Consider the following 25,724-nt stretch of genomic DNA (forward strand, 5'->3'; position numbering starts at 1 on the left):
CGCACTGGTACCTTTCGTTCAAGAGGTCGCCGGTCCACCAAAGGCGGACCCGGCGGTTATCGGATCAGGCCCAGCTGGGTGGGCAGCCAAAGCGTGATCGCCGGGATGAAGGTGATAAGACCGAGCGCGATGAACAGCGGGATCATCCACGGCAGGATGGCGAGCGCCGTTCGCTCCACCGACAGTTTGGAGATGCGGGAGAGGACGAAGAGCACCATGCCGACCGGCGGCGTCAAAAGGCCGATCATCAGGTTGAGGGTGATGATGAGACCGAGATGCACCGGATCGATGCCGTAGCGTGCGGCCACGGGCATCAGGATCGGTACCAGGATGCTGATGGCGGCGATCGTATCGAGGAAGGCGCCGACGATCAGAAGCAGAATGTTGACGATGATCAGGAAGGTCCACCAGCTGTCCGTCAGGCTGAACATGAAGTTGGAGAACAGCTGCGCTGCCTGGCTGACCGTCAGCAGCCATGCGAAGATGGATGCCGCGGTGACGATGAACAGAACGGAGGCCGTCGTTTCGATCGTGTCGAAGGATGCCTTGGCCAATGCCCTTAGCGTCATGGTGCGATAACGCACCAGGCCGAGGAAGAGCGACCAGAGGACAGCAGCGACGGCGGCTTCGGTGGGTGTGAACCAGCCCATGGTCATGCCGCCGATCAACAGGACAGGCGTCATCAGGGCCATGACTGCGGAAAAATCGAAGTACCAGTCAAGCGCCACCAGAAACGCAAGTCCGATCAGCACCGCGACATTGACCGACAGGCCCGCCAGGATCATCAGGTAGACGGTGGCAGGGAAGGCAAGCACGATCGCCACTTCGAGCGAGGCGCCGAGCAACTGTTTCAGCTCGAAGGGCGTATCGGAGCCCCAGCCCTTGCGTTTGGCGAAAATATAGACAGTGAGCATCATCAGCGATGTCATGACGATGCCGGGAATGATGCCCGCCATGAACAGGGCGCCGATCGACGCATTCGCCATCATGCCGTAGATGACGAAAGGCAGCGACGGGGGAAAGATCGGACCGAGCGTTGCCGACGCCGCGGTAACGCCGACGGCCGCCTCGACCGGATAGCCGTGGTCTTTCATGGCTTTGATTTCGATCGTGCCGATACCGGCGGCATCTGCCAGCGCCGTTCCGGACATGCCGGAAAAGACCACCGAGCCGATGATGTTGACCTGCGCCAGGCCGCCCTTCATCCAGCCGACGAGCGACAGCGCGAAGCGATAGATGCGGCCCGTCACCCCGGCAATGTTCATGAGGTTGCCGGCCAGGATGAAGAACGGCACGGCAATCAGCGGAAAGCTTTCGACGCCGGCGATCATGCGCTGGGCGGCGATGATGTCAGGGGCCACGCCGTAGATCACCAGGTAAAGCAGCGAGGCGACAGCCATGGACACGGCGACCGGCGAGCCGATCATCAGAAGGACGAGGAATGATCCGATCAGAAGCAGCATGGTCAAATTCCCCCGGCGTGGATGTCGTCCTGCGCCTGCTCGCGCACGGACTTGGTGCCGGTCAGGTCCTTGACCAGGTTGTGGGCGGATCGCAGGAACATCAGGGCGAAAGCTGCAAAGACGGTGTAGAAAACGATGCCGCGCGGCAGGTCGACCGTGACCATTCGCTCCTCCCCGACAATCTCCAGATAACGCCACATCAGCCATGTGATATAGGCGAAGAAGGCAATGCTGATCGCATCGACCACGAGTTCCAGGAGCCTTCCGGCCCGCCTCGACAAGAAACGGTAGAGCAGATCCACATGAATGTGCCGGACCATTCGCACGCACATCACGGAGCCGAGAAACACGACGACGACCAGGCAGTTGGCGGCGATTTCCTCCGTCCATGAAAAGCTGTCGTTCAGCACGTAGCGTGTGAAAAATTGCAGGAATACGGATAGACCCATGGCCCAGAAGACCGCAAGCGTCACCCAGTCCTCGATGGCATAGGGAGACAGGTCAACAGGCGCTGCTTCTTCCTCAAAGGCATGCGCCATTTCTTCCACGCTTATCGGCGCGTGCGAATGCTCCGTCATCGGGTCCACTCCGTTCATGAAAAATCGCAAGAGGTTGCCCCGACGCGTTGCACGCCGGGGCTGGGATCGTCACTTCAACGCGCGGATGGCTTCCCAGTCAGCCTTTTCGTAGCCGAAGTCCTCGAGCTTCACTTTGTCGATGACGTTCTTCTCGAAGTCTGCCTTGTCGACTTCGGTAACGGTCAGGCCCTTCTTCTTGAATTCATCGACGAGCGCCTTTTCGCGGGCTTCGATGGTCTTGGTCGTGCGGGCTGCGGCTTCAAGCATCACATCCGTGAAGATCTTCTTGTCTTCGTCGGTGAGGCTGGCCCAACGGGTTTTGGAGACGACGGTATTCAGATGATCGACGATGTGGCCGGTCAGCACGATGTTCTTTTGAACCTCGTAGAACTTCTTGGCTTCGATCGTCGTCAGCGGATTTTCCTGCGCTTCCACCGTACCGTTCTGTAGTGCCAGATAGACTTCCGCAAAAGCGATCGGCGTCGTGTTGGCACCGCAGGAGCGCGGCATTGCCAGATAGGCCGGAACATCCGGTACGCGCATCTTCAGACCCGCCATATCGGCGCATTTCGAAATCGGCCGATTGGATGTGGTGTGGCGCGTTCCATAATAGCTGAGAGCGACGATGTGGTTGCCCGTCTTGTCTTCGTAACCCTTGGCAAGCTTCTTGAAGACGTCGCTCTTCGTGTAGGCCAGAAGATGGCTCGGGTCGCGGAAGATGTAAGGATAATAGGTGACGCCGATCGGCTTGTGGTCGCGCGCCGCAAAGCTGGAGCCGGAGATGATGATATCTACGGTGCCGAGCTTGAGGCCCTGGTTGATATCGGCTTCTTTTCCAAGCTGTGAAGCCGGGTAGACGTCGATCTTGTAGCGGCCATTGGTCCGCTTGGCGATCTCGCCGGCAGCCCAGACCGAGTCGGTGTGGAAAGGCTCGGGTGTCTCATAGACATGAGCCCATTTCAGCACGGTCTCGGCATGCGCCGAAAGCGTCGATGCAACGATGACTGCGGCGGCGCCCAGCAATGTTTTCAGTCGGTGTTTCATTCTTTCCTCCCAGGTGAAACGGAACTGTATGGTCGATCCGGCCGCGATGGCGGACGGTCAGTCTTCTCTGGTCGGCTCCTCCCCGAAGCTTTCCGAGAATCTCTTTTGCGCCAGCGTCAGGTGACGACGCATGGCCTCGCGCGCCGCGGCGGGATCCCCCGCGGCAATGGCGTCACGTATGACACGGTGCTCCTCGAGCGCCAGCTTCCATGTGTGCGGTCCCTCGAAGTAGCTGGCGAGCTTCGTGAAATAGGGCGACATCCGCGTATCGTAGATCAGCCCCGTGAAGTGCTTCAGCGCCGAATTGCCGATAATGTCGGCGATCGCCGTGTGAAAATCGCGGTCGCAGGCGAGAGCGACCGGGCCGTCGTTCAGCGACTGCTCCATGCGCTCCAGCAACAGATCGATGCGGGCGATGCCGTCGGGCGTTACGAGACGCGCGGCCTCTTCCGCGATGCCGCTTTCGATCAGGCAGCGCGCCTGAAGGATTTCGAGGGGGCCGCCGCCTTCGTCGTTCGGCAGGACACCGGTCGGCTGTTTCGGGGCGCTGGAGATGTAGACGCCGGATCCCATCCGGATCTGGATCCGACCTTCGACCTCGAGCACGATCAGTGCCTCGCGGACTGTCGGCCGGGAAACGGAAAATCGCTCGGCAAGCTCCCGTTCGGGCGGAAGCCTCGACCCCGGCTTCAGTTCCCCCGTGTCGATCAGCACACGAATCTGTTCCGCGACCTGGCGATAAAGCCGGCGCGGCTCCAACGCCACGAACATCGAAGTCCTCCGAGCGCATCACTCCCTTGATGCGCAGGCGGTCAGATTGTCTGACCAATTTCTACTATGAGTGAAATGGAAAATCTGTCAAGCCGCAGATGGCCGGGAACTGGATTTCATTCCGCGCCCGGTGTTTCGGTTCTCAACGCCGCAATCAGCATGTCCACGAATGCAGAGACTTTGGGCGGACGGAAGCGTGCAGCCGGATAGACCGTGAACACGCCGCCCGAGGGCAGCTGCCAATCGGGCAGGACGTGAACCAGGCGTCCGCTCGCCAGTTCAGCGTTCGCAAGGAAGTCCGGCAGGATCGACAACCCGCCACCTTGCCTCGCCGCTTGCATGACCGCCGGCGTGGTGTTGATCGCGATCGACGCCTTGAACCGCACCGTCAACGTCTCGTGATCGCCGCGCGTGAACCTCCACTCCAAAGGTTCTCGCAGCGCGTTGTTGGCAACAAAGGGCAGGGCGGGCAAATCGGCCAGCCCACCCAGTTTCGCTATTCTGCCGGCGAGCTGAGGCGGACCGACCAGATATTGCCGAAACGAACCGATCCGCCTGGCCTGCAGGCTTGAGTCGGTCAGCCACCCGACACGAATGGCGAGGTCCATATTGTCGGCGACCAGATCGACCATCTTGTCGCTGAGGTTCAATTCGACCTTGCAATCCAGATAGCGGGCCGTGAAGGCAGTGACCACAGGCACGATGACCGACGTGCCATAGTCATAGGGCGCCGTGATCCTCAACAGGCCTTTGGGTTCTGACCTGGCCTGTGCCAGTTCCCCCAGCGCATCCTCGGCCTCCCTCAGGATCGATACGCATCGGGCGTGAAACATCCCGCCCGCCTCGGTCGGTTGCAGACGTCTCGTCGTGCGCATCAGCAACGTCGTGCCGACCTCCTTTTCCAGCCTTGCAACCTGCTGGCTGACGACCGCCTTGGTAACGCCGAGATATTCGGCCGCCCGGGTGAAAGACCCGGCATCGATGACGGCCACGAAATAGGCGAGCCGGTTGAGGTTGGTCGCATCCTGCATGAAGGCTTCTCCTGGGATTGTCAGCTCTTAGCATACATTCTGTCGTGTTTGTTGGTCTTCCTGGTTCTATTTCCTCATGTCATTTACGGCTTCACAAGCTGCGCGGCATGAGCGGCAGGATCCACATCCCCCATCGGTTGGATCCGCTGCCGGGATCAGATCGGCATCCCGTCAGGCTGTCAGGCCAGTCGTGATGACTTGAATTCCAGAGACTGAACGCAACACCAGGAGACAGCCATGTTCACAAGGAGAACGATGATGAAAACCACTCTCGCCGCAGGCGCCGCCGCCGTTTTTGCGCCCGCGGGTCTCGGCCATGCCGCCACCGGCCTGACGTGGAAGCACTTTCCTGCCGGGCAGAACGGGTTCTTCCGCAGCCCGGTCCTGGTCTCCGGCGCAACGCAAGCCATATTGATCGACGGCGGCTTCACGCTCGCCGACGGCAAGGCTGTCGCCGAAGCGATCAAGGCCACGGGCAAGACACTCACCACGATCTATGTCAGCCAGTCCGATCCGGATTATTATTTCAGCCTTGGCCCGATCAAGGCTGCCTTCCCGGGTGCCAAGGTGATCGCGGCCTCGGCCACTGTCGCGGCCATCAAGAGCAGTGTCGAAAAGAAGCTTGCTGTCTGGGGGCCGCAACTCAAGGAGAACGGCCCGCAGGCGCTGGCCGACATCGTCATGCCGGAAACCTTTGACGGCAAGACGCTGACGGTTGACGGCGAAATCGTCGAGATCGTCGACGCGGAAGGTTTGTCCAATCGCCGCTATCTCTTCGTCCCGTCGCTGAACGCCGTATTCGGCGGCGTGATGATCTTCAATGGTGTTCACGTCTGGACGGCCGACACCAACAGCGCCGAATTGCGGGCCGCCTGGATCGCCAATCTCGAGAAGATCGCAGCGCGCAAGCCAGCGATCGTGGTCGCCGGCCATATGACGCCGGAAGCACTGAGTGACCTTTCAGGCGTCGCCCATACCATCGCCTATTTGAAGGCGTTCGAGGAAGAATTGGCAAAGGCCAAGGGTTCGGCCGGGCTCAAGGCGGCGATGGAAGCACGCTTCCCGGGCCTCGGCATGGGCATCGCGCTCGACATAGGCTCCAAGGTCGCCACCGGCGAAATGAAGTGGGGCTGACCGGCAACGAGTGCAAATCCCGATCCCATCCCCGCCCTGTTGGGGTAGGTGGTCTCAAAATAAGGGTCGCAATCCTCAATTGCGGCCCTTGCATCTGACAGGATCCGCGTGCGCTTGGCAGCCGCACTTTCAGCTTCGACATCCGGGTGCTAGACGCTGGATTTTGCGTCTGAAGGATATTCCCATGAGGAAATTGATTCGCCTGCTGCTGACGGTCGTCCTTGCAATCGTTGTTCTCGTCGGTTTCCGCTGGCATCGCTATGTCACCAATACCGACAGCCCCTACGATGAAGTCGGCATCACGCTCAATAGTGCCATGCCCGGTCCGATCAACAGCTGGGGGTGCGCCAGGCTCAAGGCCACCTTTGCCGGTTCCTTGCCGCCCTATGGCTGTGCCGCAGGCAATGCGACGCAGTGGCGGTAGCCAGCCGCATCAAAGCCGCAGGATCTACCCGCGATCGCCCCTTGACCGGCACCGATCTAAACAATGCCGAGACGCCAAGCGTCTCGGCCCACATCAACTCACGGTGATAAACCTCCAGCAGATTCCCAAAACTGCTGACCCGAGGAGCGTCGCGATGACCGAGAGGCCAAAGCGGAAGACGGATATGGCGGCGATGGCCGTCAAAACGAGCGAGGGCAAAATAACCGAGCTCAAGACAGGTATATCCATGGACCACGGACCCGCCGATATCTGCTGAACCTCGCCAAACAGGACGTGCAGGCCGAACCAGACCGCGAGGTTGAGGATCACGCCAACGACGGCGGCGGTAATTGCCGACATTGCCCCCGTCAGGGCGACGTTGCCCCGCATCTTTTCGATGAACGGGGCGCCCGCGAAAATCCAGAGGAAGCTTGGGAGGAACGTGACCCAGGTCGTTAGGATGGCGGCGAGGGTCGCTGCGGTCAGCGGATTGATCGCTCCCGGATCACGATGGCCCGCAAGAAACCCGACAAATTGCGTGACCATGATCAATGGCCCGGGCGTCGTCTCCGCCATGCCGAGTCCGTCGAGCATTTCACCCGGGCGGAGCCAGCCGAACTGCTCGACGGCCTCCTGCGCGACATAGGCGAGCACGGCATAGGCGCCGCCGAAGGTGACGACGGCCATCTGACTAAAAAATACACCAATTTGCGAAAAGACGTTGTCACGACCGAGCGTCAGCAGCAGAGCGGCGACTGGAAGGAGCCACAGCGCCGCAAGGACGCCTGAGGCCTTCAGAGACCAGGCCAAGTTCGATCGCGCATGGAGGGGGATGTCTTCGCCGAGAACGGAGTCCCGATCTTCGAGGATTTTGCCCGAACCGGATTTGTGCCCGCCGCCGACCCTGAACGCAGCGACCCCGGCACGGCCACCAAAATATCCGATGGCACCAGCACCTATGATGATCAGCGGAAACGGCACGTGAAGAAGGAAGATCGCCACAAAGGCGGCGGCGGCGATCGCCACCATCACCTTGTTCTTGAGCGCGCGACTACCGATCCGAAAGACCGCCTGAACGACGACCGCGAGGACGGCGCATTTCAGGCCGAAGAACATCCCCTCGATGACGGTCACGTCGCCGAAGAGGACGTATATGTAGCTCAGCGCCAGGATCGAGATGAAGCCCGGCAAGACGAACAGGAGACCTGCAATCATGCCGCCCTTGGTTTTGTTGAGCAGCCAGCCGATGTAGATGGCGAGCTGATGGGCCTCGGGACCAGGCAGAAGCATGCAGTAGTTGAGGGCGTGAAGAAAACGATGTTCTCCGACCCAGCGTTTTTCGTCGACGACGATCCGGTGCATCACTGCGATCTGGCCCGCCGGACCGCCGAAGCTGAGTGCGGCGACCCGTGCCCAGACCTTGACTGCTTCGGAAAGAGGTACGACATCGCCGCCGGCGACCGGCTGACTGACGGTGAGGCTTTTCGCCGTATCAGTCATGGCCGCTACCCCTTCCTCGGATTTGGCCAGTTATGTGTCTCCTCCGTGGCGTCGCGGCACCAGCGATACATCGCGTCATAGACCAACAGGCCTGCCTCCAATTGCTCAAGGTCGTCGTTGAACATCCGTGACAATCCGAGCGAGATTGCCAGCAGACCCTGCGCTTCAGGGGCCAGATCGGGTCGGGCCGTGTCGGCGCCCCGCACGATGGTGGCGAGATGCAAAAGAGCGTCGCTCTTCAATCCGAACTCGTCGATCATCACGTCGAAGGTGCACAGTTCCCCGCGATGGCTCCAGAACACGTCCTCGATGTCAAAAGGTGTCGCGTTGAAGCGATCGCCCACCAGTGCGACTTCGCTCGCCGGAACGAACAGAAAGATCGCGGCAGGATCGACGAACCGACGGATCAGCCACGGACAGGCGATGCGGTCTATCTTCGGGCGGGACCTCGTCACCCACACGGTTCGCCCCTGGACGTCGCGCGACGGGAGTTTATCCTCGGGAACGAGAATGCCTTGCGAGTCGCGCCAGGCCTCGAACCCACCTTCCAGCGTTTCGGCTTGTTTCCCCATCGCCCGCAGGTGTGCCGCAACGCCATGGCCAAGCTTCTGTCCTCTCTGGCAAAGGACGATCGCAGGACCGGATATTTCAGGGCCCCATTCGGTGACGCGGCGAAAATCCCGACGGATTGATCCGGGGATCAACCGAGGATCGCTTCCGAAATCCTCGTCGTTGCGGACATCGATAATCGTCGGCAGGTTTGGCGTGCCGATGATGCGGGCGAGCTTATCGGGTGTGATTTCAAGAAATGACGGCATGACGCGTCCTCCGTTGTTGCGGGTTCATGGACGCGATTCTTCGGCCGTGGCCTCGTGGGGTGATCGCAACCCCATGGCAGAGCATTTGCTTTCTCCCGTCCGGATGTCAAGCGTTTTGCAAAACCTTTGGGAAATTCCCCAGCCCGAACACCGAGGTCCCCGATCCAATTCTCCTTAAGGTGCGTCATGGCTAAGACGTCATCTTCTGGGTTGACCCTGGGTATCCGCCGAGACTGCGGCTCAGCCGCTTGTGCCTTCGATTAATGTCATGGGCCAGATCACGCGGGGTGTCTGTCCGACGTAATCGGACTGATAGGCCGGCATGACCGACAGAAGATGTTCCGCCAGGCTGATCCCCAGATCACGAAGTAACAACGTGAAACAGGTCAACGCCGGAGAGAGGAACTGGGTCTGAGGACTGTAGCGACCGATGATCGCAATGTCCTTGCCCGGCTTGACGCCGGCGTCCTCCAGTCCTTTGTATAGCCCTGTCACCAGTATCTCATTGACCAGGACGATTGCCGACGGGCGTGGAAATCTGGATGCGATCTCGTGTGCTACAGCGTAGCCCCCCGCTTCGCTCGGTTTCGCCCGGAAGATATGATCTTCGCTGAGGGCAAGCCCATGTTCCGCGAGCACCTCGCGGCATCGATCGGCAAACAGGTAACCCAGGTTGAGATCGCCATGGGGCCAGATGATCCCGATATCTTTGTGGCCCGCCTTGATCAGCCGTTTGATCGCGACCTCCGCCATGCCTTCGAAGTCCAGATCGATCCACGGCTGGCCGACATCGGTCAGGCTGCGGCCGAGCGAGATGAAGGGAATATCGTGCCGGTGCAACAGTTCGAACCGTGCATCATTGCGGCGGGTGGCCGAGAGGATGATGGCATCGGCAAAACCGCGCGCCACGGTGCGTTGCAGATAGGCATAGGGATCTTCGTTGGAAGAGCAGAGCAGGGCGACGAGATCGAGCTTGTGGCGGCTAAGCACGGTCTGCACCCCGTCGAAGACGCTCATGAAGAAAGCGTCTCCCTGACTGGTGATTTCCGGGCCGGTCTGCATCATGAAACCGACCACGCCGGTCGAGCCCTTGCGCAGTGAGCGGCCCGACTGGTTCGGCACATAGCCAAGCTTCTCCGCCGCCTCCAGAACGCGCCTGCGGGTTTCCGCGTTCACATCCGCCTTTCCATTGAGCGCGCGCGACACGGTGCCAATGGAAATATCCAGATAATCGGCAAGTTGGCGGATGCCTGTCACAGGGGAGCCTTTCAAGGGTTCGACATACGACCGTAATCGTTTTCGGAAGCAGTATTGACAAAAAAATCGATGCGTTCATAGTACCGTAAACGTTTACGGCAACCCCGGGAGGTGTCGGACCGTAAACATTGCATGGGAGGATATCGGTGACATACAAGGTCGTTTTGTGTGGCTGCGGAGCCATGGCCAAAGGGTGGCTGCGTGCGCTCCAGTCCACGCCGAAGCTGAGGCAAGCGCTGACCGTCGTGGGTCTGGTCGATCTCGATGTGTCGGTTGCGCAGGCCTTGGCCGCCGAGTTTTCTCTTCAGCCTGTCTCTGTCGGATCCGATCTCACCGCCGTGCTGAGCGAAACCGGTGCGGACATCGTGTTCGATGTCGTCATTCCCGCCGCCCGCCATTCCGTCGTGAAAGCCGCGCTTTCTCACGGATGTCATGTGCTGAGCGAAAAACCCATGGCCACCTCGATGGAGGAGGCGACAGACCTCATCCGCGCCGCCGAGGCTGCCGGGCGCATCCATGCCGTCGTGCAGAACCGGCGTTTCATTTCCGGTGTGCGGCGCATGCGGCGGTTTGTCGAAAGCGGCGCGATTGGCGAGATCACCGCAATCCATTGCGATTTCTTCATCGCCCCGCATTTCGGCGGCTTCCGGGAGCAGATGGACAATGTCCTGCTTCTGGACATGGCGATCCATACCTTCGATGCGGCGCGCTTCGTTTCAGGCAAGGCACCACTTTCCGTCTACTGCCTGGAAACAAATCCGCCCGGCTCCTGGTATGCCCATGGCGCCAGCGCCAATGCCGTGTTTCAGCTTTCCGACGACGTGGTCTTCACCTATCGCGGCTCCTGGTGCGCCGAAGGCCAGCGCACCAGCTGGGAAAGCGAATGGCGCATCGTCGGCTCGAACGGAATGCTGACCTGGGACGGCGAAGATGCCTTCCGCGCCTCGGTTGCGGGAAGCGACAGCGGCTTGCTGCGCGGCGCAATCCCGATCGAGGTTCTGCCGCCCGCCCGGGAGGAGGAGACCCACGGCCATGCCAGCGTCATTGCCGATTTCCTCTCGGCGATCGAAACCGGCGGCGTGCCGGAAACCGCGGGACAAGACAACATCAAGAGCCTTGCCATGGTGTTTGGCGCGATTGAAAGCGCCAGGTCCCGGCAAACCATCGACCTTGCAGCATAAGGGCCAGCAATATGACCGGACAGGTAAATCATTCCATCCGCATCGGCACCATGGTCAGCGCCACAAAAGGGCAGGCGGCCGAGCGGATTTCCCAGATCGCGGATATGGGCTTTGAAAGCTTCCAGCCCTTTTTCTGGCAGACCGCCAACGGGCAGGACATCGCCGAGCTTGGCAAACGCTGCCGCGAGGCGATCGGCGCGCGGGACATTACCATTTCGACCATCGGCATGTTCGGCAATCCCCTGGAAGAAACGGAACTCGATCTCCAGACGCTTCAGGGTTGGAAGGACTGCATCGACAATGCCCATCACTTCGGCGCCACCTGCGTTGCCGGCTTCACCGGGCGCATCCGCAACCGGCCGCTGCCGGAGAGCCTGCCGCGTTACCGGCAGATCTGGAGCGAGCTTGCCCGTCGCGCCGCCGACAAGGGCATCCGTATTGCCTTTGAAAATTGCGCCATGGACGGCAACTGGGCGACCGGCGACTGGAACATCGCCCACAACCCCGATGCCTGGGAACTCATTTTCAACGAGACGCCGGACGAGCATATCGGGCTCGAATGGGAGCCTTGCCACCAGATGGTCTATCTCATCGAGCCCTTGCCGCAGATCCGCAAATGGGCAAAGCGGATTTTCCACGTTCACGGCAAGGATGCGACCATCCGCTGGGACGTGATCCGCGAGCACGGCATCTTCGGAAAACATCCCTTCGTTTTCATGCGCACGCCGGGCTTTGGCGACAGCAACTGGACCGACATTATTTCGGAACTGCGGCTGGCCGGCTGGTCGGGCTCCATCGACATCGAGGGATGGCATGATCCCGTCTACCGGGATGCGCTAGAAATGACCGGCCAGATCCACGCCTTGAACCATCTGAAACAGGCAAGGGGCGGCACATTCGTCGTCGATCCGGTCTGATGCGCAGGCCGGCTGGCCAGAGAAGGAGCTCTGCGTCAGCCGGATGAGAATTGAGGATAACCAAGAAGGAGGAGAACCATGGGTATCCGCAGGACTATGATTTCCATTGCACTGGCTCTGGCCAGTGCGTCATTTGCCGGCATGAGCGCGAGAGCCGAGGATGTGAAACTCGTTCTCTGGTCGCTGGACCGCGATATCCAGCCCGCGCCCAACCTCATCAAGGAATTCAACGCGCAGAAGAACGGCATCCAGATCGAATATCGCCAGCTCCAGTTCGACGATGTAGTGAGCGAGGCGATGCGCGCCTATTCGACCGGCAAGGCGCCGGACATCATCACCATCGACAATCCCAACCATGCCATGTTCGCGTCTCGCAAGGCCTTTCTGGATCTGACCGACATGATCCGGCAATCCAAGGTGATCAAACCGGAAAACTATTTCCCCGGCCCGCTGAAATCGGTGACGTGGGACGAAAAATATTACGGGGTGCCGAAGGCGACCAACACAATCGCGCTTTACTACAACAAGGATCTGTTCAAGGCTGCAGGTCTCGATCCCGAAAAGCCGCCGCAGACTTGGACCGAACTGTTGGCGACGGCGAAAAAGCTCACCAATCCGTCCAAGAACATCTACGGGCTCACCTTTTCCGCCAAGGCCAACGAGGAGGGCACTTTCCAGTTCCTGCCCTGGGCGCAGATGGGCGGCGCCACCTATAAGACGATCAACAGCGAAGGTGCCGTCAAGGCTCTGACGGTCTGGAAGCAGATGCTGGATGAAAAGCTGGCCTCGCCGGATACGCTCACCCGAAGCCAATGGGATTCGACGGCCACCTTCAACGCAGGAAATGCGGCCATGGCGATTTCCGGTCCATGGGAAATCGACCGGATGTTGAGCGATGCCAAATTCCAGTGGGGCACTGCCCTTCTGCCGGTGCCGAGCGAGGGCGCTGAGCGTTCATCCGCCATGGGCGATTTCAACTGGGCGATCTTTTCCAGCACCAAGCATCCGAAGGAGGCTTTCAAGGCTTTGGAATTCTTCGCGTCGAAGGATGTGACCATGTACAAGGATTTCGGCCAGCTTCCGGCCCGGTCCGACCTTCCGGTGCCGCCTACGGGCAATGGCCTGAAGGATTCAGCGCTCGCCACCTTCGTGGAACAGCTGAAATATGCGCAGCCTCGCGGCCCTTCGCCGGAATGGCCGAAAATCTCGAAAGCCGTACAGGACGCGATTCAGGCGGCCCTGACAGGCCAGATGGAGCCGAAGGCCGCGCTCGATCAGGCGGCTGCGAAGATCAAGTCGATCGGGGGCTGAGGCAGCCGCCATCCCGCCAGTGACGGCCCGGCACCCACCGTCGGGTCATCATCCAGGCTTCAGCGAGGTTTCGATGAAAAGAGTGTTCTCCAGCATCACGGATGGCCGTGGCTTTGACCTTGTTCTGGTCGGGGTGCCCTTCACGTTTCTCCTGGCGCTGTCAGGACTTCCGCTGCTCTACAACATCCTGATGAGCTTCCAGGAAGTGGACATGTTCAGCCTTGGCAGCGTCATTCGGCCTTTCGTCGGCTTCAAGAACTATGTGGACCTGTTCACCCAGCCTGAAACCATGTCCATCCTCAGGAACACGATCGTCTTCGTGGTGGGGTCGATCACGGGGCAGTTCCTGGTCGGCTTTGCGCTCGCTTTGTTCTTCTGGATCAATTTTCCCGGCGCGTCCTGGCTGCGGGGCCTGTTTCTGGTTTCCTGGGTCATGCCCGGCCTCGTCGTCGGCGCCATCTGGAACTGGATCCTGTCGGGCGATTTCGGCGTGCTCAATTTTCTGTTGCAGCAAACCGGCCTCATGGACGGCAATATCTTCTGGCGGTCGGACCCGAATTTTTCGCTCTGGGCGGTCATCCTGGCCAATATCTGGCTTGGCACCTCCTTCAACATGATCCTGCTTGCGACCGGTCTTGCCGTCATTCCGGCAGATCTCTACGAGGCGGCGGAAATGGATGGCGCCAATGCCTGGCAGCGCTTCTGGACCATCACCCTGCCGATGATGCGCTCCACCATCGGCGCCATCATCGCGCTCGGGCTGATCTTCACCCTGCAGCAGTTCGATCTGTTTGCCGCGATTACCGACGGTGGCCCGAACAATTCCTCCAATGTCGCGCAATACTGGGCCTGGGATCTTTCCTTCCGGCAATATGATTTCGGAAAGGGCGCTACCATTTCCGTCATCATGACCGTCTTCGTGATGTTTGCCGCAGCCGTCTATGTCCGCTCCACACGTCACGAGGTGCGCGGATGAGTGACAATGCGCGCAACCGGCTGCTGCTTGTCCTGTCCATCGTGATGGCGGCGATCTATCTCTTCCCGCTCTACTGGATGTATGTGACGGCGCTGAAAAGCGGCTCGGAAATGTTTGCCACGCCGCCCAGCTTCTGGCCCTCTTCTGCCCAATGGAGCACCTTCGCCTATGTCTGGGAAAGCCGGAACATGGGCCGCTACCTGTGGAATTCCACGGTCATCGCCTTTGGGGCAGTAGCCCTGATCGCAATCCTGGGCACCGGCTGTGCCTATGTGCTGGCGCGTTACCGCAACATCTGGGTGGATATCGGGCTGTTTCTGATCCTGATGTTTCAGGTCCTGCCCGCCTCGCTGATGATAACGCCGATCTTCGTGGGGTTTTCGCAGCTCGGCCTGCTCGAATATCCGCGCCTTGCCGTCATCCTGGCGATTACCGCCAAAAGCATGCCCTTCTTTGTCGTGCTCGTGCGCGCAACCTTCATGGCGGTGCCGATGGAGCTGGAAGAGGCGGCGCTGGTGGACGGCAATTCCCGCATCGGCGCCTTCTTCAACATCGTTCTGCCGCTGGCGCGCAACGGCATTCTGGTCAGCGCCATCCTTATCTTCATGCAGGCCTTCGGCGAATTCGTCTACTCCAAATCGATGATCCAGGACATCCAGCTCCAGCCCGCCAGCGTCGGGCTCAATTCCTTCATGGGCCCGAACACCAGCGAGTGGAACAACATCATGGCCTACGCCACCATGTATGTGACGCCCATCCTTGCCATCTTCGTGCTCTTGCAACGCCGCATCGTGTCCGGACTCACATCGGGAGCCTTGAAATGACCCACCAGATCGAACTCTCGGCCGTCAACAAATATTACGGCGCCTATCACGCGCTGAAGGATATCGACCTTTCCATTCGAAAGGGTTCGTTCGTCGCACTGGTCGGACCGTCCGGCTGCGGCAAGTCCACGCTGCTGCGCTCGCTGGCGGGGCTCGAAACCATATCAAGCGGCGATCTCGTCATCGCCGGAAAGCGCATGAACGGGGTGCCGCCCCGAAAGCGGGATCTGGCCATGGTGTTCCAGTCCTATGCGCTCTACCCGCATATGACCGTCGAACAGAACCTGACCTACAGCCTGAAGATCAATGGGGTCGGCAAGGCGGAGAGGAAAAGGGCGGCCGCCGATGTCGCGGCGATTACCGGATTGTCGAACCTGCTGCACCGATATCCCCGCGAACTGTCGGGGGGACAGCGTCAACGCGTCGCGATGAGCCGCGCCATCATCCGCAACCCGCAGGCCTTTCTTTTCGATGAACCGCTCTCGAATCTCGATGCAGCATTGCGTGTCCACATGCGCAAGGAGATCAGGGCGCTGCATGATCGCCTCGGCGCGACTTCGGTCTATGTGACCCATGACCAGGTCGAGGCGATGACGATGGCGGATCATGTCGTCGTGATGCGCAATGGCGTCATAGAGCAGCAGGGCAGGCCGCTCGATCTATATGACCGGCCCAGCAATCGCTTCGTCGCCGGCTTCATCGGCTCGCCGGCGATGAATTTCATTCCGGCGCGATCGACGCCCGACGGTAGGGCCCTTGTTCTGGATCTTGCCGAGCCGCAAACCATTCCTTTCGATTGCCCACTGCCGGCCGGGCGTGCCTTGATCGTCGGCATCCGCCCGGAGCATCTTACGTTAGCTGCGACTGACGCCGCCGGCTTCAAGGTCGACGTCGCGGCAGTTGAAACGACCGGCGCGGTGACGTTCATCACGACTGCGACAACGCCTGAGATTGTCATTGCCTTGAACGGCAGGAGCGTGGTGGTCGCGGGCGAAACCATTCGGCTGACGTTTTCCGGTGACCATGTCCATCTGTTCGACGCCGAGACCGAGCAGCGCCTCAAATGATCGTGCTGGCGCGCTATTGGTATTTAGGTTGCCGTTGGCAAAAATTCCGGTTCATGGGGATGCGTAGCCAAGTACAAGGCTGACGCAGCTGAGCGCAAACGAGAACGCTTCCATACCCCGGGCCCGCTTCGACCAGGAGAGCCCCGCCTGTTGTTCTTGCCCCGATCAGGCTTCTCAAGGTGAGCCTGCTTTTTAGTCGCGCAACCTTTTAATGCTCAGCTAGTGCCGGATCGACAACAATCGATCCGGCACTAGCTGCGGCTGTTTTCCAAAGATCGCAGATGATCGGAGCAGACCGATTTGACCAGGGCGAGCAGGATTTCAGTCCTCTCTCCCAGCCAGGCGAGGGCCTCCTCGCTGATCTCGTAATGCTTCGAGTAGCGCGCCTTCACATAGGCTTCGTTCAGCGTGTTGAACCAGGCGCGCTCGCGGTGCTGATCGCGCGGGAACGCCTCGGCCAGCCGCCGGTCCTGTTCCTCGGCAAGCGAGCGCAGGAATTTGATGTTGTGGGAAGGCGGGCCGTAGTTCGTGAGCGTGAGGAGGACACAGGCGTAGGCCTGCTCTAACGCCTGATGGAGCTCAAAAGCGGCATGGTTTGGACGGTCCTTGCTGGAATGAAACCGAAAACCATCTAATAGTCCCTCCGCAAAAGAAAACTTGGCTCCAAAGTGCTCTCGCGAGACCCGCAACCGATCCGTCGGCGATAGTGGCTGCGGCTCCGCAAGCGGCTCATCATCCAGCTCATAAAGGATGATGCCTTCCTTGCGGATGTCGGAGAAGAAGTACTGGCCCTCTTTGAGGTAGGTGTTTACCTCGCGCCTGGAATGGACGATGAAGCTCACCGGGGTTTCGATCGACGTGTCGCGGATCAGCCGGTCGGCGGCCTTGTACCAGTAGTCGGCGAATTCGCAGAGCCTGCGGTCGTTGACGATGACCAGCAGATCGAAATCCGACCGGTAACCTTTCATCGTGAACGGCTCGTCGACCCATCCACCCTTGGCATAGGAACCGAACAGGATGATCTTCAGGATCCGCCCGCGCTTCTTGAACTCGGCCGTGCCTTGTTTCAATGCATCCTCGAACTCCTCATGCAGGATTTCCAGCGCCCTGCTGAGCTCTCGCTGTTTGCGCGGTGGTATATGATCGAGCGACGATTTCATGAGCAATCGTTAGGTGAAAGAACCCGCACCGTCCACTGGCAGTTCTGTTAGTCCCACACCGGAATGCGAGTTTGATCCCGGTGCTCCAGCGAAGGACGGCGGCCCGACGTTGCACCTGCTCATGATCCTGGGCTGCGACGCAGACCTTTTCCGGATGATCTCGATCGCATCCGATGGCGTGCTGACAACGTCGCCTCCGGTGGCTACCCAATGTACTTCGATGGAATACGCGCTTCCATCAGGCGTCGGCTGCTACTAGCAAAGCAGCCTTCCGAGCCCGCTACGTCATTGCCCTGTCTCCGACTCGTCCTATCTCTCGCGCGGGACGGTCAGCGAGAGATGACGCGCATGCCGATAGACAATGCGAGATTGGCTCCGATGCAGCCGGGTGTATCTGTGGAGGAGCTGAAGGCGGCTTTGGGGACGAGCTGGAAGGAGCCGAGCCTACAGGCGGAAGGCCATCTGCATATCGAGGAATTCGGCACGCGCATTACCGCCGATGGCAGGCTCGGCGAGGTTCATTTCTGCGCCCCCTTCGAACTTCCCCCTATCCATGGCGTCAGGATGGGAATGCCGGCCGAAGAGCTGTATCGCCTTTATCCCGGTGTCGAGCGCATCTCGGACGAGCGAGAGAAATATGGCTGGACCATGCTGAAGGCGAACCTGTCGGATACGCTCACGCTCGGCGTCGGCATCAGGGAGGATGTCGTCAGGATCATCAGCCTGACGGATCCGACGGCGGTCTATCCAGAGCGGCCCTATAAATATGCCGATCCCAGCCTCACCGAGGCCTATGACCTGACGATGACCGATCCTGTCGATCTCGCCCGCCGTCCCGATAGCGGCTGGTGCTACGGCCGCCCGCAGGGCATCGATGCCTGGAGATGGCCGGTCAGCACCACCAACGGTATGCCGCTTCGCCACGCCTTCACGGTGAAACTGCCGCCGCAATACCGCACGCTCGGCGAAGAGTATGTGGCGATCTCGCTCTTTGTCGACGAACAATGGGAAACGCCCCCGGCAGGCGGAAATGTGGACACCGGAGGCGCGCGCCGGGCCGATCCGCGCCGCTTCGACATGGAATTCATGGACAACCACTACGTTCTCTTCTGGCTGACGGAAGAGGAGTTTGCAGCACCGCTCGGCGCACCGCCGGCCATCGAGGGCGCTCCTGTTCCCGGCTGGCTTTCGAAATCGCCGCTCGATTATTTCGGCGAATTCAACCTGCCGAGAACGGTGGCCGAAAAAACGTCCCTTTCGCCCGGCGGACTTGCCGTCAACGAACTTCTGGCCGTAGCGCGGCCTTCGAGGGGCTGGAAGAACCTGCCGGGAACAGAAGCGCTCGACTATGGTTGGCCGATCGAGATCACCTTGCGCGACGGCGACCCGAATGTCGGAAAGCCAGCGCGCGAATTCAGGCACGAAAACGAGTTCAGCGGCTATATCGCCGCCTATTCGGAAGAAGGCCAGGCATTGGGGCTCGAGCGCTTTCGGGACTGGCACGCCCATCTCGGCGGCACGATGTTTCCCATGCAGGGTTATCCAGGTTTCTCACCCTTCTACATCGAGATATCGGAGATCTTCGGCGGCTTCAATTTCGGCGATGGTGTCGCCCAGATCGACCTCAAGGAGATGAAGCTCGAATGGGCCTGCTGATGCTGGAGAAATTTGAAGGTGGATGCCAGTTGCCGGGCGCAGGCCCGGCTGAAATCGCGGCCTGCGAGGCGAAACTGAAGATTATCCTGCCGGCGGAGATCAAGGCCTTCCTTGCCGTCTCCAACGGCATCAACGGCGAGGTCGGCCAAGGTTATCTGATCCTGTGAGTGCGGCGGAACTCTCGGGGGCCGACGGCTACGAGATCTTCGAATTCCGCGACGACCAGCTGTGATCTCAACCCTGGCAGCTCTATCTCCATATCCGGAAAGGCGAAGGCAAACTGGACTCTAGCAACCTGGGAGAAGAGCCGAGCTGCACGGCTTTACAGCTCAGTTTGGTGACCAAGAGACAGGCCTCCAGTTTACCTGCATAGGGATCCAGTGACCAGGCAATCCTCGGCGGATCAGTATTTCTACTCACCAAGGCCATGCCGCCAGACCAGCTTGGATCTATATCCGTTGACGGAATCAGCCTCCGCAAACATTCCAGCTTCGTGATGATCGTACGAATATTGACGTAGTAGACGCACCACCAAGTTTTATTTTGCTGATTGTCGACGGCGACGCCATGAACCCACCAAACGCGATCTATAAGCTGCGTATTGTGCGCGCGAAACTCGTAGCGATCGCCCATTTGGGCTGTGGCTTGCGTTGAGATAAAAAATATCACACCGAAGAAAGCAGATTTGCTCATGACGCCCTCTTGGCCGTTATAAGGCAAATTCTACTATTTCATCGCGCGAACACATCGCCACCTTTTGACGTAGGCTAAGCCTTCCCGGTCCTGTGTCGAGACTTTGCTCCAGCAATCGACCTTGCGGCAGCTAGCCAAGTTTCGAGCGCGTCGACTGGCCGCTCGACCGCTGCGCCGGGTCGCGCTAGCGTAATAGCTCGAAGCCTGTTGCACTGAACGATGGCCTGACTGCTCCATCGCCTCGGGAAGCGGAAAACTCGCCGCTCTCAATTTTCGCGGCAACCATTCAAGCACTCAACGCCTTGACCGGCTGGCCAGTGAGATAGACGACTTCGTCGTGATCGCCGCTGCTGGTTTTGGTGCGGCCTAGATGAATGGCCAAAGAGGGGAGGGTGGGCCGTTCTCGACGACGATCGGTGCCTCGGCCGCCATCTGCTCGATGCGAAGAGCGGCAATCTCGCTGCGCCGTCTTCCGCCGGATGCAAAAGACCATCAGGATTGCCCGGTCGCCGCTCAAATGGTTTGCGCACATCGTCGGCCAACCCAAGGAACGAGCCTTCCTTGTCTCTCACAATCGAGCACCGAGATCGACAAACAAGAGCCCGATTAGTCCACCCATGGGTCAATGATGTCTATTCCAAAGCCTTCGAAATCCTTGGTGCTGCGCGTCGCAAGGGTCAATTGGTGAGCCACGGCGGTAGCGGCAATCAGGCCGTCCATGGTGGGGAGTCCGCGACCACTTCGCTTGGCAAGAGCCATGAGATCACCCAAAGCCAAGGCGACAGGCGCTTCCACCGGAATGATCCTGTTTTCGAAGCGTTGAGGCAGATCATGCGTGAGCCATTCATCCAGAGCGTCGCGCTTTCGCCCACCATCCATCAGCGCGACACCGCGGCGAATTTCAGCAATCGAGACAATGCTGATGAATGTGCGGTCTTCGTCCAGCCCGTGGAGCCACTTCAGGACGCCGTCATCGGGGCGAGGTTTTGTAACTTCCGACAGAACGTTCGTGTCGAGGAGTTGTCTCATAAGGACAAGTCGCGCGGCTCGTCGTGTTGCCGCTCAATATCCAGATCGGCGCCACGCAGAGGCGATCCCAAAAGATATTCCGCAAGCGATCCCCTGCGTGCAGTCTTCTTCTGCCACTCTTCGGCAGAAACGACCACCACGCTCGGCTTCCCATTGCGGGTAATGGTCTGAGGCGCCAACTGCGCGCGCTCCATGACTTCCGAAAGCTTTGCCTTCGCGCCAGCGACCGTCCAGCTCATATCATCGTGCCTTGATGCATGCATAGTCTCACCTGTAACCAACATGACTATAGTGACTATAGTGCGTGGGAAGTGAACCTGCAAGCGGGCGGCCGGACGATGGAGGGCAGGCGCCAGCTATAGCCCTGAAGCCTTGGTCAGATTCACGCGGAGGCGATCCCTTCGCCGCTGATATCTGCGAGTAACCCCTGCGGATGGGTGGCCAAGCCGCTTCTGGACGTAGCGCTCATCGACCTCGGCACAGGAGGCAGGCCAGCGCGAAGGGAATGACCGGAGAACTTGAAGGCGCGCTCGGTCTCGCCGAGATCGCCGCGAACGCCGGCGGCTATTGCACACGTGCATAGCCTATAAGACGTTTGGTGCCGGCGATGGATTGGCGACTTGCCGTTTTGCCATGGTTTTGTCGCGCGCTTTCGGGTGTATTGTAAAAATAAGGAACGCGAGAAAATGAACGGATGTGAGCGTTTTTTGGAAACTTCCAACTCTTGCTCAAATAACCTCATCTTGTTATATGACTACTATAGTCACAGATGGAGCCCGATGTGAGAGAAATCCAGCTCAAGGATGCCAAGGCGACGTTTTCTGCGGTTATCGACCAGGCCATCCATGGCAATCCGGCCATCATCACTCGGCATGGCAAAAAGGAAGCCGTAGTGCTTTCATTCGAGGAGTATGAAAAACTATCCCGCGTGCCAAGCTTTGGCCGTTTGTTGGCAGCGTTCCCCGGCGATGAGGCTGATATCCCTGCTCGCAGCAGCAACCCGGCCCGAGACGTTGATCTCTGATGTTCCTGGTCGATACGAACGTCATATCCGCCCTCGCCCCGTCCAAACGGCAAAGTTCCGGCCAGCTGGTCGAATGGCTCGATAAGGCAAGTTCGCAATTGTTTTTGTCGGTCATTTCGGCCGCTGAGGTCAAATCCGGGATCGCCAAAGCCGAGCGGGATGGTGCGACCACCAAGGCACAGCGGCTGAACGATTGGTGGGAGAGCATCGAATATCTCTACGCGCAGAAGCTGTTACCGTTCGATCTCAGGTGCGCGCATGCTGCTGGCCGGATTCTTGATGACGCTCGCGCCCACCGGCCGGGTTTTGAAGACATTGCGATAGCCGCCACGGCTAAAGTACATGGATTGACGGTCTTGACTCGCAATATGCGCCATTTCGGGCCCTTGGGCGTTCAGGTACTCGATCCGTTTGAGGCATTGCCGGAGTTGTAGGGGAGGGGGCCTTCTCGGGAAGTCCGGCAGTTCAAATGAGATTGGTCGGGAGACGAGGACTTCTCAGTCGTACCGAGTTCATCCTGGTTTAAAGCAGCCGCGCCGCGCGACCACTGCGCGTGGTCGCGTTGTTATAGTAGCTTGATGCCTGTTGCACGGATCGGTGCCGAGACTGCTCCATAGCCTCGGGGAGGGGGATACCGCGGTTCGCCGCTTCGGTCAGATATCCCGACCGCAAGCTGCGCGCCGAAAACTCCCCACTATCCAGCCCCGCCATCGTCGCTCGTTGTTTGATGATCGCATTGACCGACTGCGGATCGAGCGCGCGTCGAGAAACCGTCCCCCAGCGTCCGATCCCGCGAAACACGCTTCCACTCTCGATCTTGGCCACTGTAGCTTTTACTTCCCGATTTCAATTGAAGCGCTAAGCTGAAACTCCCGTACCGAGAATAGTGCTAACGGTTTCGCGCCGGCAAGGGGGCTTTGCGGCTCAGGGCACTTACTCAGGCGCCGGCGCCCCTCGTTCGCGGTAGGACGGGAGATCCCGCGCGTTTTCCGGAGCTGGACGTGCTTGCAGGTCTGCGATTAGCGTTTTCATCTCACTGATTTCCCGAACTTGGGCGTCAATGATCTCGTCCGCCAGCTTTCGCACCCGTGGGTCTCTGATATGGGCGCGTTCGCTTGTCATGATCGCTATCGAATGATGTGGTATCATCGCTTTCATATAGCTGACGTCGTAAACCGTTTCCTGGCTGCGCACCAGCCAGAGCGAACCAGCGAACACAACAACGCTTGCCGCGATGATGGCTGCGTTGGTGGTCTTGTTTTTGTACATCGACCACATGAACGCCATCATAATGATTGCCATGACGGCGCCCATCAACAAAGCCATCCAGGTCCTTGTCTGGCTATAGGTCACATGATCGAGAGCGTGGGTGTTGAGGTACATCAACCAGAACATGACCACCGTCGATGTGACGATCATTGCGGCAAAGCGGCCGTAAGACATGGTTGGCTCCTTCTGGGAAGTATGACGAACATGTCTCGGGCATGATTGTTCCAGATCGGTGAACTCGAAAGCTATTGTTCCTAGGATGAATCGACATTCATCGCAGCCAGATCATAGCGGCGACGAGATAGAGGAAGCCTTGGAAGTGAATGGTTCTGCGGTCGTAGCGCGTCGCGAAGCGGCGGAAGTGCTTCCTTCGGTTGAAGCACCGCTCGATGCGGTTGCGCTGTTTGTAGAGGAGTTCATCGTGCGGAATAATAATCTTGCGCGAGCGGTTTGACGGGATCACCGCCTCGGCTCCCATGTCGGCAATCGTTTCCCGCAAGGCATTGCTGTCATAGGCTTTGTCAGCCAGCACGGCATTGCCGATCTGCCCCTCCAGAAGAGCCGGCGCTTGCGTGATGTCTGTGACCCGACCTGATGTCACGATGAAACGCAATGGTCGGCCCAGCGCATCGGCCAGCATGTGGATCTTGGTGGTTAGTCCGCCTCGGGAGCGCCCCAGCGCCTGATCCTTGCCCCCCTTTTCCGGAAGCTGCCTGCTGATGGGCACGGACGATCGTGCTGTCGATCATCAGATACCGGTTGTCACGATCGGCCGTCAGCGTCTCGAACACCTGCTCCCAGATGCCAGCATGGCACCAGCGGCTGAAGCGCTTATGCACCGTCTTCCACTTGCCATACCGCTCCGGCAGATCGCGCCAATGTGCGCCGGAGCGCAAAACCCAGAGGCAACCATTGATAAACAAATGATTATCCGAGCCTGTACGCCCCGGATCGCCCACCTTGCCCGGCAACAAGGACACAATTTTCGCCCACTGCCCATCGCTCAGTTCATAACGCTTAGCCGCCATAACGACCCCCGTGGTTCAACACGGTGTCCTATGAATCAGCGATCAGGTGATTTGATGTTGTGGAACGGCTCTGCTCCCACCCTATCCTGAATCCAGGTGCCGAGCGTGTGGTTCGGCGAAGAGCATGGAGCCTTCTCATGACTTTGATCACAACCATCGGTCTCGACACGGCCAAACAAGTCTTTCAGTTGCATGGAGTGGACAACGAAGGAAACGCCATCCTTCGCAGGCAGCTTCGACGTTCAGAGGTTTTGAAGTTCTTCAGCAAAGTCCCGTCCTGTGTTGTTGGTTTGGAGGCGTGCGGCGGCGCTCATTACTGGGCACGAGAGATCAAGGCTCTCGGACATGAAGTTCGATTGATCCCACCTGCTTACGTGAAGCCGTATGTCAAAAGAGGAAAGAATGACGCGGCAGATGCTGAGGCGATATGCGAAGCTGTAGGCCGACCCTCGATGCGTTTCGTACCGCTCAAGAGCGTTGGCCAACAAGCCACGGCTATGCTCTTGAAGGCACGGGACCTGCTGGTTCGGCAGCGCACCCAAACGATTAATGCTTTGCGCGGTCACCTTACCGAGCAGGGCATTACCATATCCAGAGGAGTGGGCAAGGTCGACGACCTCGCCGCAATCGTCCGTGATGAGGATGATGCCCGCTTGCCACCTTTGGCCCGCATCGCCCTGTTGCCGCTGACCCATCAGATAGAGGCATACACGTCAGAAATTGTTAAATTGGAGAAACACATGGTCCGCGAAACCCGGCAGGATGCGACATTGAGCCGGCTGACTTCAATTCCAGGTGTGGGTCCAATCACTGCCAACTCTATTGCGGCATTTGTACCCGACCCTCAGGCCTTCAAGTCTGGTCGTCATTTTGCGGCTTGGATAGGCCTGACCCCGAAATCAAATTCCACAGGTGGGAAAAGCAGATTGGGAAGAATCTCAAAAATGGGAAACCCGGTCTTACGATCTCTTTTGGTTGTGGGGGCGTCCGCCGTTATCCAGCACGCACGTCGAGGCGCAAAGGTCTCAGCCTGGCTGTCTGAGTTGCTGAGGCGCAGGCCATATAAGGTCGCCGCCATTGCGCTGGCCAACAAGATGGCGCGCATTGTTTGGGCTCTTCTAGTGAGAGGGGGGCAATTCCACAGCACCGCGAACGAAACAATGGCGGCCTAGGACCGAATGCAAATCGCTTGTCGTCGCTGACAAGCTGAAGTCCAAGGTGCAAGATCAATGATGACCCCGAGGAAAGACATCCGGATTGGATCAAGACCGTGATTCCCAACGTGCTTCGAGCTCGCTGATTTGTTTAGGTCACTCCAGTCGCGAACGTCATCAAGGCCAGTAGCCCAATGCTGCACGAAAAGGCCGGACATATGGGCGCACCAGCCCTCGGAATATCAACGATTGAACACCTTGACCGCAGAGCCGTTCCACATATGGGAATGAACCGCCCCGGGTTTGCCGGAGACCGTTTGGTTTAAGTTATGCGGCCATCGCTGGCGCGTCCAGCATGGCGTAGTATTGTTCTTCTGCCTCTGCAGGCGGAATGTTTCCGATTGGCTCCAGAAGA

General features: G+C 59.1%; 26 protein-coding genes and 4 pseudogenes. 13 read left to right on the top strand and 17 right to left on the bottom strand.

What is annotated here, in order from left to right; all coding sequences use genetic code 11:
• Window positions 1-56: 56 nt before the first annotated feature.
• The 5 genes from C5J24_RS24710 to C5J24_RS24730 form a co-directional block, all read right to left on the bottom strand.
• On the bottom strand, window positions 57-1,463 hold the full coding sequence (locus tag C5J24_RS24710; RefSeq protein WP_046635894.1) for a TRAP transporter large permease: 1,407 nt from the start codon (window positions 1,461-1,463) through the stop codon (window positions 57-59).
• A gap of 2 nt (window positions 1,464-1,465) precedes the next feature.
• The gene (locus C5J24_RS24715; RefSeq protein ID WP_105421706.1) at window positions 1,466-2,041 is read right to left on the bottom strand and encodes a TRAP transporter small permease; all 576 of its coding nucleotides are present in this window, start codon (window positions 2,039-2,041) and stop codon (window positions 1,466-1,468) included.
• A gap of 69 nt (window positions 2,042-2,110) precedes the next feature.
• On the bottom strand, window positions 2,111-3,085 hold the full coding sequence (locus C5J24_RS24720; protein WP_105421667.1) for a sialic acid TRAP transporter substrate-binding protein SiaP: 975 nt from the start codon (window positions 3,083-3,085) through the stop codon (window positions 2,111-2,113).
• 57 nt (window positions 3,086-3,142) lie between these two features.
• Complete coding sequence (locus C5J24_RS24725; RefSeq protein ID WP_105421669.1) at window positions 3,143-3,856, bottom strand: FadR/GntR family transcriptional regulator; 714 nt, start codon at window positions 3,854-3,856, stop codon at window positions 3,143-3,145.
• Window positions 3,857-3,972: 116 nt separating this feature from the next.
• Window positions 3,973-4,887: a LysR family transcriptional regulator gene (locus C5J24_RS24730; protein ID WP_105421671.1), complete on the bottom strand. Its 915-nt coding sequence runs from the start codon at window positions 4,885-4,887 to the stop codon at window positions 3,973-3,975.
• Between the two features lie 237 nt (window positions 4,888-5,124).
• Between C5J24_RS24730 and C5J24_RS24735 the strand changes: the two genes are divergently transcribed.
• Window positions 5,125-6,021, top strand: coding sequence for an MBL fold metallo-hydrolase (locus C5J24_RS24735; RefSeq protein ID WP_205836973.1), 897 nt, complete (start codon window positions 5,125-5,127; stop codon window positions 6,019-6,021).
• A 184-nt stretch (window positions 6,022-6,205) separates the two neighbouring features.
• Window positions 6,206-6,445, top strand: a complete 240-nt coding sequence (locus tag C5J24_RS24740; RefSeq protein WP_105421675.1) for a hypothetical protein — start codon at window positions 6,206-6,208, stop codon at window positions 6,443-6,445.
• Between the two features lie 93 nt (window positions 6,446-6,538).
• Here the strand turns inward: C5J24_RS24740 and chrA are convergent, their stop codons facing one another.
• The 3 genes from chrA to C5J24_RS24755 form a co-directional block, all read right to left on the bottom strand.
• Window positions 6,539-7,945: a chromate efflux transporter gene (gene chrA, locus C5J24_RS24745; protein ID WP_105421676.1), complete on the bottom strand. Its 1,407-nt coding sequence runs from the start codon at window positions 7,943-7,945 to the stop codon at window positions 6,539-6,541.
• Window positions 7,946-7,950: 5 nt separating this feature from the next.
• Window positions 7,951-8,763: a sulfurtransferase/chromate resistance protein gene (locus C5J24_RS24750; protein WP_105421677.1), complete on the bottom strand. Its 813-nt coding sequence runs from the start codon at window positions 8,761-8,763 to the stop codon at window positions 7,951-7,953.
• A 240-nt stretch (window positions 8,764-9,003) separates the two neighbouring features.
• Window positions 9,004-10,020 (bottom strand): LacI family DNA-binding transcriptional regulator, encoded by a 1,017-nt coding sequence (locus C5J24_RS24755; protein ID WP_105421678.1) that lies wholly within the window; start codon window positions 10,018-10,020, stop codon window positions 9,004-9,006.
• A gap of 146 nt (window positions 10,021-10,166) precedes the next feature.
• Between C5J24_RS24755 and C5J24_RS24760 the strand changes: the two genes are divergently transcribed.
• The 6 genes from C5J24_RS24760 to C5J24_RS24785 all read left to right on the top strand — a co-directional run bounded on the left by C5J24_RS24760 (window position 10,167) and on the right by C5J24_RS24785 (window position 16,296).
• On the top strand, window positions 10,167-11,201 hold the full coding sequence (locus C5J24_RS24760; RefSeq protein ID WP_105421679.1) for a Gfo/Idh/MocA family protein: 1,035 nt from the start codon (window positions 10,167-10,169) through the stop codon (window positions 11,199-11,201).
• Window positions 11,202-11,212: 11 nt separating this feature from the next.
• Window positions 11,213-12,118, top strand: a complete 906-nt coding sequence (locus C5J24_RS24765) for a sugar phosphate isomerase/epimerase (RefSeq protein ID WP_105421680.1) — start codon at window positions 11,213-11,215, stop codon at window positions 12,116-12,118.
• Window positions 12,119-12,196: 78 nt separating this feature from the next.
• Window positions 12,197-13,429, top strand: coding sequence for a sugar ABC transporter substrate-binding protein (locus C5J24_RS24770; protein WP_105421681.1), 1,233 nt, complete (start codon window positions 12,197-12,199; stop codon window positions 13,427-13,429).
• Between the two features lie 73 nt (window positions 13,430-13,502).
• Window positions 13,503-14,405: a carbohydrate ABC transporter permease gene (locus C5J24_RS24775; protein WP_105421682.1), complete on the top strand. Its 903-nt coding sequence runs from the start codon at window positions 13,503-13,505 to the stop codon at window positions 14,403-14,405.
• Window positions 14,402-15,229: a carbohydrate ABC transporter permease gene (locus C5J24_RS24780; RefSeq protein WP_105421683.1), complete on the top strand. Its 828-nt coding sequence runs from the start codon at window positions 14,402-14,404 to the stop codon at window positions 15,227-15,229. The genes C5J24_RS24775 and C5J24_RS24780 overlap by 4 nt, the downstream gene beginning before the upstream one ends.
• Window positions 15,226-16,296 carry an ABC transporter ATP-binding protein gene (locus tag C5J24_RS24785; RefSeq protein ID WP_105421684.1) on the top strand — a complete coding sequence of 357 codons (1,071 nt, stop codon included), beginning with the start codon at window positions 15,226-15,228 and terminating at the stop codon, window positions 16,294-16,296. The genes C5J24_RS24780 and C5J24_RS24785 overlap by 4 nt, the downstream gene beginning before the upstream one ends.
• A 251-nt stretch (window positions 16,297-16,547) precedes the next feature.
• Here C5J24_RS24785 and C5J24_RS24790 read toward each other — a convergent pair whose 3' ends face one another.
• Window positions 16,548-17,456: a nucleotidyltransferase and HEPN domain-containing protein gene (locus tag C5J24_RS24790; RefSeq protein ID WP_105421685.1), complete on the bottom strand. Its 909-nt coding sequence runs from the start codon at window positions 17,454-17,456 to the stop codon at window positions 16,548-16,550.
• Window positions 17,457-17,804: 348 nt separating this feature from the next.
• Here C5J24_RS24790 and C5J24_RS24795 point away from each other — a divergent pair, with 348 nt between their 5' ends.
• Together C5J24_RS24795 and C5J24_RS24800 are read left to right on the top strand one after the other, a co-directional pair.
• Window positions 17,805-19,112: a hypothetical protein gene (locus C5J24_RS24795; RefSeq protein WP_105421707.1), complete on the top strand. Its 1,308-nt coding sequence runs from the start codon at window positions 17,805-17,807 to the stop codon at window positions 19,110-19,112.
• On the top strand, window positions 19,100-19,279 hold the full coding sequence (locus C5J24_RS24800) for an SMI1/KNR4 family protein (protein WP_245437499.1): 180 nt from the start codon (window positions 19,100-19,102) through the stop codon (window positions 19,277-19,279). Before C5J24_RS24795 ends, C5J24_RS24800 begins: the two co-directional genes overlap by 13 nt.
• Before the next feature lie 82 nt (window positions 19,280-19,361).
• Here C5J24_RS24800 and C5J24_RS24805 read toward each other — a convergent pair whose 3' ends face one another.
• The 5 genes and pseudogenes from C5J24_RS24805 to C5J24_RS32470 form a co-directional block, all read right to left on the bottom strand.
• The gene (locus C5J24_RS24805; protein WP_105436242.1) at window positions 19,362-19,805 is read right to left on the bottom strand and encodes a hypothetical protein; all 444 of its coding nucleotides are present in this window, start codon (window positions 19,803-19,805) and stop codon (window positions 19,362-19,364) included.
• A gap of 156 nt (window positions 19,806-19,961) precedes the next feature.
• Window positions 19,962-20,313 (bottom strand): annotated as a pseudogene (locus C5J24_RS32465) (integrase); the annotation flags it as partial.
• A 98-nt stretch (window positions 20,314-20,411) separates the two neighbouring features.
• On the bottom strand, window positions 20,412-20,834 hold the full coding sequence (locus C5J24_RS24815) for a type II toxin-antitoxin system VapC family toxin (protein WP_105401849.1): 423 nt from the start codon (window positions 20,832-20,834) through the stop codon (window positions 20,412-20,414).
• Window positions 20,831-21,097 (bottom strand): type II toxin-antitoxin system Phd/YefM family antitoxin, encoded by a 267-nt coding sequence (locus C5J24_RS24820; protein ID WP_105401886.1) that lies wholly within the window; start codon window positions 21,095-21,097, stop codon window positions 20,831-20,833. Before C5J24_RS24820 ends, C5J24_RS24815 begins: the two co-directional genes overlap by 4 nt.
• A 93-nt stretch (window positions 21,098-21,190) precedes the next feature.
• Window positions 21,191-21,405: pseudogene (locus C5J24_RS32470) on the bottom strand (integrase); the annotation flags it as partial.
• 210 nt (window positions 21,406-21,615) lie between these two features.
• On the opposite strand from C5J24_RS32470, the gene C5J24_RS24830 reads away from it, so the two are divergent.
• Together C5J24_RS24830 and C5J24_RS24835 are read left to right on the top strand one after the other, a co-directional pair.
• The gene (locus tag C5J24_RS24830; protein ID WP_105401887.1) at window positions 21,616-21,858 is read left to right on the top strand and encodes a type II toxin-antitoxin system Phd/YefM family antitoxin; all 243 of its coding nucleotides are present in this window, start codon (window positions 21,616-21,618) and stop codon (window positions 21,856-21,858) included.
• Window positions 21,858-22,292: a type II toxin-antitoxin system VapC family toxin gene (locus C5J24_RS24835; protein ID WP_105401850.1), complete on the top strand. Its 435-nt coding sequence runs from the start codon at window positions 21,858-21,860 to the stop codon at window positions 22,290-22,292. Before C5J24_RS24830 ends, C5J24_RS24835 begins: the two co-directional genes overlap by 1 nt.
• 88 nt (window positions 22,293-22,380) lie before the next feature.
• Here C5J24_RS24835 and C5J24_RS24840 read toward each other — a convergent pair.
• From C5J24_RS24840 to C5J24_RS24850, 3 genes and pseudogenes are all read right to left on the bottom strand, one after another.
• Window positions 22,381-22,680, bottom strand: a pseudogene (locus C5J24_RS24840) (integrase); the annotation flags it as partial.
• 111 nt (window positions 22,681-22,791) lie between these two features.
• The gene (locus C5J24_RS24845; protein WP_105421687.1) at window positions 22,792-23,301 is read right to left on the bottom strand and encodes a DUF305 domain-containing protein; all 510 of its coding nucleotides are present in this window, start codon (window positions 23,299-23,301) and stop codon (window positions 22,792-22,794) included.
• Between the two features lie 97 nt (window positions 23,302-23,398).
• Window positions 23,399-24,155: pseudogene (locus tag C5J24_RS24850) on the bottom strand (IS5 family transposase).
• Between the two features lie 137 nt (window positions 24,156-24,292).
• On the opposite strand from C5J24_RS24850, the gene C5J24_RS24855 reads away from it, so the two are divergent.
• Window positions 24,293-25,327, top strand: a complete 1,035-nt coding sequence (locus C5J24_RS24855) for an IS110 family transposase (protein ID WP_105421689.1) — start codon at window positions 24,293-24,295, stop codon at window positions 25,325-25,327.
• Window positions 25,328-25,724 lie beyond the last annotated feature (397 nt).

The organism is Neorhizobium sp. T25_27 (genome assembly GCF_002968565.1).
GTDB classification, from domain to species: domain Bacteria; phylum Pseudomonadota; class Alphaproteobacteria; order Rhizobiales; family Rhizobiaceae; genus Neorhizobium; species Neorhizobium tomejilense.

Excerpts from the sequence above, each read along its gene's own strand:
- C5J24_RS24805 (WP_105436242.1), bottom strand. The coding sequence starts at position 19,805 with ATGAGCAAATCTGCTTTCTTCGGTGTGATATTTTTTATCTCAACGCAA.
- chrA (WP_105421676.1), bottom strand. The coding sequence starts at position 7,945 with ATGACTGATACGGCGAAAAGCCTCACCGTCAGTCAGCCGGTCGCCGGC.
- C5J24_RS24855 (WP_105421689.1), top strand. The coding sequence starts at position 24,293 with ATGACTTTGATCACAACCATCGGTCTCGACACGGCCAAACAAGTCTTT.
- C5J24_RS24780 (WP_105421683.1), top strand. The coding sequence starts at position 14,402 with ATGAGTGACAATGCGCGCAACCGGCTGCTGCTTGTCCTGTCCATCGTG.
- C5J24_RS24710 (WP_046635894.1), bottom strand. The coding sequence starts at position 1,463 with ATGCTGCTTCTGATCGGATCATTCCTCGTCCTTCTGATGATCGGCTCG.
- C5J24_RS24815 (WP_105401849.1), bottom strand. The coding sequence starts at position 20,834 with ATGAGACAACTCCTCGACACGAACGTTCTGTCGGAAGTTACAAAACCT.
- C5J24_RS24770 (WP_105421681.1), top strand. The coding sequence starts at position 12,197 with ATGGGTATCCGCAGGACTATGATTTCCATTGCACTGGCTCTGGCCAGT.
- C5J24_RS24725 (WP_105421669.1), bottom strand. The coding sequence starts at position 3,856 with ATGTTCGTGGCGTTGGAGCCGCGCCGGCTTTATCGCCAGGTCGCGGAA.
- C5J24_RS24730 (WP_105421671.1), bottom strand. The coding sequence starts at position 4,887 with ATGCAGGATGCGACCAACCTCAACCGGCTCGCCTATTTCGTGGCCGTC.
- C5J24_RS24765 (WP_105421680.1), top strand. The coding sequence starts at position 11,213 with ATGACCGGACAGGTAAATCATTCCATCCGCATCGGCACCATGGTCAGC.
- C5J24_RS24795 (WP_105421707.1), top strand. The coding sequence starts at position 17,805 with ATGCCGATAGACAATGCGAGATTGGCTCCGATGCAGCCGGGTGTATCT.
- C5J24_RS24750 (WP_105421677.1), bottom strand. The coding sequence starts at position 8,763 with ATGCCGTCATTTCTTGAAATCACACCCGATAAGCTCGCCCGCATCATC.
- C5J24_RS24820 (WP_105401886.1), bottom strand. The coding sequence starts at position 21,097 with ATGCATGCATCAAGGCACGATGATATGAGCTGGACGGTCGCTGGCGCG.
- C5J24_RS24800 (WP_245437499.1), top strand. The coding sequence starts at position 19,100 with ATGGGCCTGCTGATGCTGGAGAAATTTGAAGGTGGATGCCAGTTGCCG.
- C5J24_RS24785 (WP_105421684.1), top strand. The coding sequence starts at position 15,226 with ATGACCCACCAGATCGAACTCTCGGCCGTCAACAAATATTACGGCGCC.
- C5J24_RS24720 (WP_105421667.1), bottom strand. The coding sequence starts at position 3,085 with ATGAAACACCGACTGAAAACATTGCTGGGCGCCGCCGCAGTCATCGTT.
- C5J24_RS24835 (WP_105401850.1), top strand. The coding sequence starts at position 21,858 with ATGTTCCTGGTCGATACGAACGTCATATCCGCCCTCGCCCCGTCCAAA.
- C5J24_RS24845 (WP_105421687.1), bottom strand. The coding sequence starts at position 23,301 with ATGTCTTACGGCCGCTTTGCCGCAATGATCGTCACATCGACGGTGGTC.
- C5J24_RS24715 (WP_105421706.1), bottom strand. The coding sequence starts at position 2,041 with ATGACGGAGCATTCGCACGCGCCGATAAGCGTGGAAGAAATGGCGCAT.
- C5J24_RS24735 (WP_205836973.1), top strand. The coding sequence starts at position 5,125 with ATGTTCACAAGGAGAACGATGATGAAAACCACTCTCGCCGCAGGCGCC.
- C5J24_RS24775 (WP_105421682.1), top strand. The coding sequence starts at position 13,503 with ATGAAAAGAGTGTTCTCCAGCATCACGGATGGCCGTGGCTTTGACCTT.
- C5J24_RS24740 (WP_105421675.1), top strand. The coding sequence starts at position 6,206 with ATGAGGAAATTGATTCGCCTGCTGCTGACGGTCGTCCTTGCAATCGTT.
- C5J24_RS24790 (WP_105421685.1), bottom strand. The coding sequence starts at position 17,456 with ATGAAATCGTCGCTCGATCATATACCACCGCGCAAACAGCGAGAGCTC.